Source organism: uncultured Escherichia sp., assembly GCF_948475835.1.
Lineage (GTDB): Bacteria > Pseudomonadota > Gammaproteobacteria > Enterobacterales > Enterobacteriaceae > ECMA0423.
Genome location: NZ_CAOLGM010000026.1, coordinates 33622 through 42872 on the forward strand (window position 1 = coordinate 33622; position 9251 = coordinate 42872).

The following is a 9251-nucleotide window of genomic DNA, read 5'->3' on the forward strand; positions in this document are numbered from 1 at the left end:
ATAGATATTATTAATTTACCTGTTTAGCGTTGCGCGAATAATCGGCCCAATTTTTACAAACGCCCCTGGAGAGATAATATCCACATGCGCACAATCCTGACGATAGATATCCAGCTCCGCAATCCACGGCGACCAGGCGCGTTCGGGGCTCATACCTTCCTGAAGCGTGCGTTCAGCAACAAACAGCGTCGCTTTACCATCAAACGGTACGCTATGAGCAGTCGTCAGCAGGCGCACAGCATCAGCGTAGTTGCCTTCAATGGTGGTAAACAACTCCGTTGAAGTACTTCCCTGCTGTGCCGCCAGGAAGGCCTCGCGTTCGCGGTTAATCTCCGCCAGCACTTCCGGGTCCAGACCATTAGCCTCTTTTTCCTGCCAGTTTTGCGTCTCTGGCGGCCAGGTATCCAGCAAACCAAGAAATGCCACCTGTTCGCCACGGGCACGCAGCCGCGCCGCAATGCCCTGCGCCAGCGTACCGCCAAGGGAATACCCCAGCAGGTAATAAGGGCCGTGCGGTTGTTGCTCAAGTAACGTTGCCAGATGCGCTTCGCAGACTTCATCCAGGTTTGTCGCTGTCTGCATGGGTCCATGAGGGCGCGGCGACTGAATGCCAATAATCGACCATTGTGGATCGAGATAACGCGAGAGCACGCTAAACTGCCAGGCAAAACCGGACGCCGGATGGAAACAAAACAGCGTCGGGCCATTACCTTCACGCAACGGCAGAATGGTTTCGAATCCCATGCGCCGGGAGCTGTCCTCTTCACCATCAATAATCGTTGCCAGTTTGGCGACGGTTGACGCGACCATCACCTGCCCCGGCGTCACCTGACGAGCAAACTGTCGACTTAACTGCGCTGCCAGTTTCATTGCCAGTAGCGAATGACCGCCCAGCGCAAAGAAATCAGCATCGGCATCCTGCACGTCACAACCCAGCAACGACGCGAATGCCGCGGCGATAATCTTTTCACTGCCCGCTTTCGGTGCACGTCCCGACGCTTGTGTCTTCAGTTCAGGCAACGGTAAGGCTTTGCGATCCAGCTTGCCGTTGGCGCTAAGAGGTAACTGTGGAAGTTGCAGCAGAACCACCGGCACCATATGCGGCGGCAATGTTTCGCGAAGCTGTGCCTGTAATGCGCTGGTATCCAACGGCAGACCTGATTGCGACACCAGATAGCCCACCAACTGACGCGCATCACCACCGGTGGCTGCCGCCAGGTTAATCACACAGGCGTGGGTAACGGCTTGTTTGACATCCGGCAGCGCCTGCATCACGCGATCGATTTCGCCCAGTTCGATACGCTGCCCGCGAATTTTTAGCTGATCGTCACTGCGCCCGAGGTACTCCACCGCGCCGTTATCCAGCCAGCGGGCGACGTCTCCGGTACGATACATCCGTTCACCTGGGGCAAAAGGATCGGCAATAAAACGGCTGGCGGTCAGATCGGGTCGTCCAAGATACCCCTGCGCCAGTTGGATGCCGGTGAGATAGAGATCACCCGCCACACCCGGCGGCACCGGATGCATCATCGCATCAAGAATACGCAGACCCGTATTCCATACCGGATAACCAATCGGCACACTGCTGCCGCGCACCTGTGCCAGTTCCTCGCCAAAAGCCGGATACCAGCTGACATCTACCGCCGCTTCCGTCGGGCCATATAGATTATGCAACGGCGCGCCAGTTAACTGTTGCCATTCGCGGCATAAATCAGCCGGTAAGGCCTCACCACTACAGAAAACCTGTTTCAACGTCGCGCAACTCTGGCGAGCGGTTTGCGGCGTCAGCGAGGCAACAAATGCCGCCAGCATCGACGGCACAAAGTGCGTGGTCGTTACGCCATATTCGGCAAAGAATTGCTGCATAGCGAGCGGGTCGCGGTGCGCTTCCGGTTCAGCCATCACCAGTTTCGCCCCGGCAATAAACGGCCAGAAAAACTCCCACACCGAGACATCAAAACTGCACGGCGTTTTTTGGGCAACGACATCTTCGCCTGTAAGCGGGTAGTGATTTTGCATCCATAACAGGCGGTTAACGATAGCCGTCTGCCCGACCATTACCCCTTTCGGCCTGCCGGTGGAGCCAGAGGTAAAGATGATATAAGCCGTGTGGTGCGGTTGTGAAAGTTGCAGCGGCGCACTGCCCTGGGGGGTAAGCGGGGCGTTATAGCAAAGGCTTGTTAAATTGGGAACATCGCTAAAGCGCGGCAGTTGATCGTCGGTGGTAATTAACAGCGACGGACGCGCATCTTCCAGCATCATTTTCAGGCGATCGTCCGGATAGCCGGTATCCAGCGGTAGCCAGGCCGCGCCAGCTTCAACTATTGCATGGAGTGCCAGGGTCAAAAAGACCGAGCGCGGTAGTGCCACCGCCACGCTGTCCCCTGGTTTAACGCCGCGCTCACGCAGCAGATTCGCCAGCGCCACCACCTGCTCGCGCATTTCCCGATAGCTGAACAGGTAACGCGCATCTGCCAGCGCCGGAGCATCCGGTGTTTTTGCCGCTTGTTCTGCCACCAGCGCGCTCAGCGTGGTTTCTGGAATCTCAACCTGAGTGGCGTTGATCTGCGCCAGCTGCGCATACTCACCTGGCAGCATAATATCGACATCGCCGCACAACAGCGCCGGATCCGCGGCGAACTGGGCAATCAGCATTTTCAGGCGTTCAGCATGCTGGATTAACGTTGGCTCATCGTAACGCTGTTTATTGGCGAGGATCTCAATACTCAAATCACCGTGTTCATCCGGGAACAGGGCCAGTTCAAGGTCATTAACCGGACCGGTTGCCAGGGTATGGGTTTGCGTCTGAACACCAGGAATATCCAGTTGGTAATCAAATACCTTGATATTGAGTACCGGACCGAACAGCGGTTCCTCTCCTGCCGCTCGCCCGCTGTCACGGACAATTTGTTCGGCATCGTAACGTTGATGACGACGCATTTTTTTCAGTTGTGCTGCCAGTCGGGTTGCCAGTTCCGGCAGCGTTTCTTGCGCCGCAATGTGAATACCCAACGGTAAAACGTTGAGCACGGGTCCGCTAGCCGTCAGCGCCGCCGAGCCCAGTCGACGCATAAAGATAAATCCGGCGGCATAGTCCATGCGATTGCACAATCGCCCCAGCCACAAGGCTGCCAGCGCAAGGGCTAAATCGGTACGCTGCACACCTGAAAGTTGCGTAGCCAGCTGGCGGAATTCCCCGTCGGTAAATTCCAGTTTCAGGCGCAGAATATCTGCCGAAGCGCTGCGCCCCGCTAAAGGTGCCGGAGAAAGTGACGCGGGCGGCGGCAGTTGACGACGCTGTTCTGCCCAGAATGCCGCATCACGCTGCCAGGCTTCGCTTTCGCGGTATTGCTGGTACTCTTCCACTACATCAGCGAAAGGCGTAAACGGCGAAGCAGGCGTTGGTTCGCCACGCAGCCATGTGCAGTAAATATTGGCGATCTGGCGAGTAATGGCCGGGAAACTGAAGCCATCGACCAGCAAATGGTGATAACGCTGATACCAGTACCAGCGGTTATCCGCAACATGTATCAGCTGATGAAAGACCAGTGGTTTACCGCTATCGACGCGCAAATCTTGTTGCAAATCCGCCAGCATTAATGCCTGCGCAGTACCGTGCGGATCAATATTGGTTCGCAGGTCGATAATTTCTGGCAGTTCGAATATCAGCGCATCATCGACCCACTGCCAGACTTCGCCGTTATCTTCCGTAAAACGCATCCGCAACGTATCTGCTTGCGCTAGTCCGACAACCACCGCGCGGGCCAGTAATGGCGCATCAACATCTCCAGTTAACTCAACGTAATGCGCCACGCTCCAGGCGGAGGGTAAATCCGACAGTTTTTCTGCCATCCAGATGCCGGGCTGTGCGGCGACCAAAGGTAAATGCTGGCTCATTGTGCCTCCTGCAACTGGGTGAAATTGGCCGGTGTCAGAGTACGCCAGTGGACTTCCAGCCACTGCTGGCAGGACGCCTGTGACTGCGGCTGACACACAATGTCCCAGCCTGCCGGTAAGGCGCATTGTTGCGGCCACAGACTGAATTGCCCCTGCGCATTGCGCAAAATGTAAAACGCTCCCTGTGGATCATCGAAGGGATTACTGAATGCCATATTCAACTCCTGTCATGGAAAAGTGGTTGCCAGAGGTCGATTAGCCCCTGCATCAAGCCACCGCGCCAACAAAGCGCATCATGTCCGCCGTCAACCTGACGCCAGAAAATGGATTCTTTTATGGGGTGTAATTGCGCATACAGCGCCTGATTGGCCCGCATAATCATCGGCTCGCGAATACCCGCTTCCAGCACAATGCGCAGACCTTCGGCGCTAACTTCACCAGCTTTAAGCTTTTCAAGTAACACGCCCTCTTGCTGCCCGCCCCGATGCGGCCACCAGTACGATCCTGACTGGCTTAATACACAGCCAAAGCGTTCAGGCCAGTGCAGTCCGGCATACAGCGCGGAAAGTCCACCAAAACTCTGCCCGGCGACCACGGTGCGATCGGCGCGATCGCTAAAAGGGGCAATAGCTTTCACCAGGGGTAATAACTCTTGCTGTACTGCCAGCCAGAAATCCGCATTACACGGCAGTTCGTGAGCGCGGTGCGTAGTGTCGATAGCGTCGATCAACACATACACGGCGGGAGGAAGTTGCTGACGATGGGTCAACGAAGTCAGCACAGGCCAGACAGGCATACTCTGCGCCCAAAATTCGCCATCGAGCAAAACTGCCAGCGGGCGTTCTCCTGCTGTTGCATCGCCAGTGGTAAAAATCCATACACGGCGTGAATTTTTCAACCGTTCACTTTTCCAGATAATTTCTTTGGCAGGCGTTTCTGGCGCTTGCGGACAATCCCATCCCGGTTGCAGAGGCGCTTGCGGCATTTCGAGTGCAGAAACAGCGTGCCCTCGCCCGCCTTTCCAGCTTTGTGGATTCAGCGGATCGGCTATTGCCTGGGGTAATAGTTTTCGCCAGCCTTCACGTAATTCGAGGCGATCGGGGGATGGTGCAGAAAAAATGTCATCGCGTTCGGTGGGAATAAAACAGTAGCTGCCGCGCCAGTTGGCATTGAGTTGTGTCGTCCACTGCCAGACGTTGGTGCCTGCAATTCGCTGCATCGACTGGGGCTGGCTGTTCTGATGGTGATCGGTCACACCAGTGATGTAGACCCATACGCGCTTTATCGTCGAGTATTCTTCAGAACCTTGGGGATCACGCCACCAGAAAGTGACCTCAAACATTTCGTCATTCAGACGCTGCCATTCCGGGCCATGTTTCGACTGCCACCAGCTCTCACTTCCTACTTTTAACGCCGTCACACCATAACCCCATGTTTACTGTGCAATTTTTCATTGATTGCAGAAATATATTGATAATATTATTGATAACTATTTGCATTTGCAATAGCGTAATGGCGCGCCGTGGGAAGCGCGGACATTAATTAACCAACTGCACTGCGTGTCTTTCAGGATCAAAGGTTTTCGCGGTAGCGGGATGCGTCGTGTTGATGACGACCATGCCCGACAGTTGCAATTCGTGGCAAAAATGCAGGAATAAAACAATGAACAAGAAGATTCATTCCCTGGCCTTGTTGGTCAATCTGGGGATTTATGGGGTAGCGCAGGCACAAGAGCCGACCGATACTCCTGTTTCACATGACGATACTATTGTCGTTACCGCCGCCGAGCAGAACTTGCAGGCACCTGGCGTTTCGACCATCACCGCAGATGAAATCCGCAAAAACCCAGTTGCCCGCGATGTGTCGGAGATCATCCGTACCATGCCAGGCGTTAACCTGACCGGTAACTCCACCAGTGGTCAGCGTGGTAATAACCGCCAGATTGATATTCGCGGCATGGGTCCGGAAAACACGCTGATTTTGATTGACGGCAAGCCAGTAAGCAGCCGTAATTCGGTGCGTCAGGGCTGGCGTGGTGAGCGCGATACCCGTGGTGATACCTCCTGGGTGCCACCTGAAATGATTGAACGTATTGAAGTTCTGCGTGGTCCGGCAGCTGCGCGTTATGGCAACGGCGCGGCGGGCGGCGTGGTTAACATCATTACCAAAAAAGGCAGTGGTGAGTGGCACGGCTCCTGGGATGCTTATTTCAATGCGCCAGAACATAAAGAGGAAGGTGCCACCAAACGTACCAACTTCAGCCTGACCGGTCCGCTGGGCGACGAATTCAGCTTCCGCTTGTATGGCAACCTCGACAAAACCCAGGCTGACGCGTGGGATATCAACCAGGGCCATCAGTCCGCGCGTGCCGGAACGTATGCCACGACGTTACCAGCCGGGCGCGAAGGGGTGATCAACAAAGATATTAATGGCGTGGTGCGCTGGGACTTCGCGCCTCTGCAATCACTCGAACTGGAAGCGGGTTACAGCCGCCAGGGTAACCTGTATGCGGGCGATACCCAGAACACCAACTCTGACGCTTACACTCGCTCGAAATATGGCGATGAAACCAACCGCCTGTATCGCCAGAACTACTCGCTGACCTGGAACGGTGGCTGGGATAACGGCGTGACCACCAGCAACTGGGTGCAGTACGAACACACCCGTAACTCGCGTATTCCGGAAGGTCTGGCGGGCGGTACCGAAGGGAAATTTAACGAAAAAGCGACACAGGATTTCGTCGATATCGATCTTGATGACGTGATGCTGCACAGCGAAGTTAACCTGCCGATTGATTTCCTCGTTAACCAGACGCTGACGCTGGGTACGGAGTGGAATCAGCAACGGATGAAGGACTTGAGTTCCAATACCCAGGCGCTGACCGGGGCGAACACCGGCGGCGCTATTGATGGTGTGAGTGCCACCGACCGTAGCCCGTATTCAAAAGCAGAAATTTTCTCGCTGTTTGCCGAAAACAACATGGAGCTGACTGACAGCACCATCGTAACGCCGGGGCTGCGTTTCGATCATCACAGTATTGTCGGCAATAACTGGAGCCCGGCGCTGAACATATCGCAAGGTTTAGGCGATGACTTCACGCTCAAAATGGGCATTGCCCGTGCTTATAAAGCACCGAGCCTGTACCAGACTAACCCGAACTACATTCTCTACAGTAAAGGTCAGGGTTGCTATGCCAGCGCGGGCGGCTGCTATCTGCAAGGTAACGATGACCTGAAAGCAGAAACCAGCATCAACAAAGAGATTGGTCTGGAGTTCAAACGCGACGGCTGGCTGGCGGGCGTCACCTGGTTCCGTAACGATTATCGCAATAAGATTGAAGCGGGCTATGTGGCTGTAGGGCAAAACGCAGTCGGCACCGATCTCTATCAGTGGGATAACGTGCCGAAAGCGGTGGTTGAAGGTCTGGAAGGATCGTTAAACGTACCGGTTAGCGAAACGGTGATGTGGACCAATAACATCACTTATATGCTGAAGAGTGAAAACAAAACCACGGGCGACCGTTTGTCGATCATCCCGGAGTATACGTTGAACTCAACGCTGAGCTGGCAGGCACGGGAAGATTTGTCGATGCAAACGACCTTCACCTGGTACGGCAAGCAGCAGCCGAAGAAGTACAACTATAAAGGTCAGCCAGCGGTTGGACCGGAAACCAAAGAAATTAGTCCTTACAGCATTGTTGGCCTGAGCGCGACCTGGGATGTGACGAAGAATGCCAGTCTGACCGGCGGCGTGGACAATCTGTTCGACAAACGTTTGTGGCGTGCGGGTAATGCCCAGACCACGGGCGATTTGGCAGGGGCCAACTATATCGCCGGTGCCGGGGCGTATACCTATAACGAGCCGGGACGTACGTGGTATATGAGCGTAAACACCCACTTCTGATGCTAACGTCAGATTGTTGACAAAGTGCGCGTCGTTCATGCCGGATGCGGCGTGAACGCCTTATCCGGCCTACAAAAATCTTGCCAATTCAATATATTGCAGGACCATGTTGGCCTGATAAGCGTAGCGCATCAGGCAGTTTTGCGTTTGTCATCAGTCTCGAATATGGTCGATATGAAAACTACGCATACCTCCCTCCCCTTTGCCGGACATACGCTGCATTTTGTTGAGTTCGATCCGGCGAATTTTTGTGAGCAGGATTTACTCTGGCTGCCGCACTACGCACAACTGCAACACGCTGGACGTAAACGTAAAACAGAGCATTTAGCCGGACGGATCGCTGCTGTTTATGCTTTGCGGGAATATGGCTATAAATGTGTGCCCGCAATCGGCGAGCTACGCCAACCTGTCTGGCCTGCGGAGGTATACGGCAGTATTAGCCACTGTGGGACTACGGCATTGGCCGTGGTTTCCCGTCAACCGATTGGCGTTGATATCGAAGAAATTTTTTCTGCGCAAACAGCGACCGAATTGACAGACAACATTATTACACCAGCAGAACACGAGCGACTCGCAGACTGCGGTTTAGCCTTTTCTCTGGCGCTGACACTGGCATTTTCCGCCAAAGAGAGCGCATTTAAGGCAAGTGAGATCCAAACTGATGCAGGTTTTCTGGACTATCAGATAATTAGCTGGAATAAACAGCAGGTCATCATTCATCGTGAGAATGAGATGTTTGCTGTGCACTGGCAGATAAAAGAAAAAATAGTCATAACTCTGTGCCAACACGATTAATTGACAACATCTGGTACGATTCGCCCGCAGCCATCACTGACCGCGGGCGAAAGTGTAAAGCAGGTGCCTTACCACTCTGACCTGACAACCGGATATGCGGGGATTGCTCCCCGCACAACGGCTACTTCTTCGGTTCGTAAGCGAGAACAGCCTTAAACTCAATATTACGTTCCTTTACGGTGAACTCACACAGCGAGTCTCCGACCAGAAGCGTAAATCCCAGTACCGTCAAACACAGCACTATGACTGCCACAAGGGCATATTTCGTCAGCATGTTTATATTGCCTCCATGCGAAGAAGGGACTACCATCCGAGTTGTTGAGGCTCGGAGTGGCAGCCCCAGGATTGATAGAAATATCTCCTGGGGCTTCATCTTTCCAGACCTCAGAGTTAACCTGAAACCGGAAAGCTTCAGGCACCCGCCGTTATCTTACCCTTCCTCAACAAAATAGCTGTTTATTTATACAGTGAATCCTGTTTCGGACTTCTGTCGGCAAAACTCATCATTGCTCTTAAAACGAAATCGCCCGCAGCCATCACTGACCGCGGGCGAAAGTGTAAAGCAGGTGCCTTACCATCCTGACCTGACAACCGGATATGCGGGGATTGCTCCCCGCACAACGGCTACTTCTTCGGTTCGTAAGCGAGAACAGCCT

6 protein-coding genes are annotated in these 9251 nt (G+C 54.2%); 2 read left to right on the top strand and 4 right to left on the bottom strand.

The features are described 5' to 3' along the window. Positions 1 to 15: 15 nt before the first annotated feature. Genes entF through fes form a run of 3 tightly spaced genes read right to left on the bottom strand, consistent with a single transcriptional unit; the run spans position 16 to position 5317 of the window. Positions 16 to 3897 (bottom strand): enterobactin non-ribosomal peptide synthetase EntF, encoded by a 3882-nt coding sequence (gene entF, locus QZF50_RS07635; RefSeq protein ID WP_001471195.1) that lies wholly within the window; start codon positions 3895 to 3897, stop codon positions 16 to 18. Beyond that, entirely contained in the window at positions 3894 to 4112 is a 219-nt protein-coding gene (ybdZ, locus tag QZF50_RS07640; protein WP_000885781.1) for an enterobactin biosynthesis protein YbdZ, read from the bottom strand. Before ybdZ ends, entF begins: the two co-directional genes overlap by 4 nt. Positions 4113 to 4114: 2 nt before the next feature. Then, entirely contained in the window at positions 4115 to 5317 is a 1203-nt protein-coding gene (gene fes / locus QZF50_RS07645; RefSeq protein WP_000125839.1) for an enterochelin esterase, read from the bottom strand. A 242-nt stretch (positions 5318 to 5559) separates the two neighbouring features. Between fes and fepA the strand changes: the two genes are divergently transcribed. Further along, complete coding sequence (gene fepA, locus QZF50_RS07650; RefSeq protein ID WP_061892178.1) at positions 5560 to 7800, top strand: siderophore enterobactin receptor FepA; 2241 nt, start codon at positions 5560 to 5562, stop codon at positions 7798 to 7800. Between the two features lie 174 nt (positions 7801 to 7974). After that, positions 7975 to 8595 (top strand): enterobactin synthase subunit EntD, encoded by a 621-nt coding sequence (gene entD, locus QZF50_RS07655; RefSeq protein ID WP_077249546.1) that lies wholly within the window; start codon positions 7975 to 7977, stop codon positions 8593 to 8595. A 121-nt stretch (positions 8596 to 8716) separates the two neighbouring features. Here the strand turns inward: entD and hokE are convergent, their stop codons facing one another. After that, on the bottom strand, positions 8717 to 8869 hold the full coding sequence (hokE, locus tag QZF50_RS07660) for a type I toxin-antitoxin system toxin HokE (protein WP_000956465.1): 153 nt from the start codon (positions 8867 to 8869) through the stop codon (positions 8717 to 8719). Positions 8870 to 9251: the final 382 nt, after the last annotated feature.

Excerpts from the sequence above, each read along its gene's own strand:
- entD (WP_077249546.1), top strand. The coding sequence starts at position 7,975 with ATGAAAACTACGCATACCTCCCTCCCCTTTGCCGGACATACGCTGCAT.
- entF (WP_001471195.1), bottom strand. The coding sequence starts at position 3,897 with ATGAGCCAGCATTTACCTTTGGTCGCCGCACAGCCCGGCATCTGGATG.
- fepA (WP_061892178.1), top strand. The coding sequence starts at position 5,560 with ATGAACAAGAAGATTCATTCCCTGGCCTTGTTGGTCAATCTGGGGATT.
- hokE (WP_000956465.1), bottom strand. The coding sequence starts at position 8,869 with ATGCTGACGAAATATGCCCTTGTGGCAGTCATAGTGCTGTGTTTGACG.
- ybdZ (WP_000885781.1), bottom strand. The coding sequence starts at position 4,112 with ATGGCATTCAGTAATCCCTTCGATGATCCACAGGGAGCGTTTTACATT.